The organism is Arhodomonas sp. KWT (assembly GCF_010993615.1).
On record NZ_WNXE01000153.1, the window covers coordinates 4610 to 5769 of the forward strand.

At 73.7% G+C, this 1160-nt stretch carries 2 protein-coding genes; both read left to right on the forward strand.

Annotation, left to right across the window (positions count from 1 at the left end; translation table 11 throughout):
• A partial coding sequence (locus G7A99_RS15455) for a DNA repair protein RecO (RefSeq protein ID WP_163141725.1) occupies positions 1–616 on the forward strand: 616 nt, incomplete at its 5' end.
• Positions 607–1160: pyridoxine 5'-phosphate synthase (locus G7A99_RS15460; RefSeq protein WP_163141728.1), on the forward strand; the 554-nt coding region annotated here is incomplete at its 3' end. The genes G7A99_RS15455 and G7A99_RS15460, both read left to right, overlap by 10 nt.

Below are 1160 nucleotides of genomic sequence, written 5' to 3' on the forward strand. Positions count from 1 at the left end.
TGGTACGCTCCAGGCGTTCCAGCCGCTCAGCCTCTCCTGGCAGGGGCGTGGCGATCTTGCCACGCTGGTGGACGCGGAGCTCGCCGGCACCCCCGCGCGGCTCGCCGGCACCCGGCTGATCAGCGGGCTCTACGCCAATGAGCTGCTGGTGCGCACGACGCGCCGGCAAGACCCTCATCCGGAGCTGTTCGGTCATTACACCCGGCTGGTGACTGCGCTCGCGCTGGAGGCCGGTGCCGAGGGTGTGCTGTTGCGGCTGTTCGAGCGCGACCTGCTCACCAGCCTGGGCTACGGACTGCCACTGGGGCACGACGCCGGCGGGGCGCCCGTGCAGCCCGGCATTGCTTACCGCTATGATCCCGACACGGGCTTCCACCCGTTGGCGGGCGGGGCCGCCGGGCGCGGGATCGACGGTGCCGTGCTCCTCGGCCTGGCGGCCGGTGAGACCGGGGCCGCCGGCTCGCGGGCCGCGCGCGAGCTCATGCGCGCGGCGCTGGCGCCGCACCTCGGTGAGCGCCCGCTCTACAGCCGCGGGCTTTACCGTCAGCAGCTCCGCGCCGCGGACGCCCGCGGCGGGCCATCCGATACCGGAGAGGACGACAGCGCATGTCAGTGACCAGCCATCGCCCCCTGCTGGGGGTCAACATCGATCATGTCGCCACCCTGCGCCAGGCCCGTGGTACCCGTTACCCGGAGGTGGTGCAGGCCGCGCTGGTGGCCGAGCAGGCCGGTGCGGACGGGATCACGGTGCACCTGCGCGAGGACCGCCGTCACATCCAGGACCGGGACGTGCGGCTGCTCGCGGAGACCGTCGAGACCCGGCTGAACCTGGAGATGGCGATGACCGACGAGATGGTGGCGATCGCCGAGGCGGTCCGCCCCGCCAACTGCTGCATCGTCCCGGAGAGCCGCGAGGAGCTGACCACCGAAGGTGGCCTCGACGTTGCCGCCCAGGCCGGGCGCACGGCCGCGGTCTGCGCCCGGCTGGCGCGCGCCGGAGTGGCGGTTTCCCTGTTCGTCGACCCCGATCCCGTGCAGCTCGACGCCGCGGCCCGGGCCGGCGCCCCGGTGGTGGAGATCCACACCGGGGAGTACGCGGATGCGCAGGACCCGGAGACCGCGCGGCGGACCTTCGCCAGGGTGGCGGAGGCCGTCGCCTA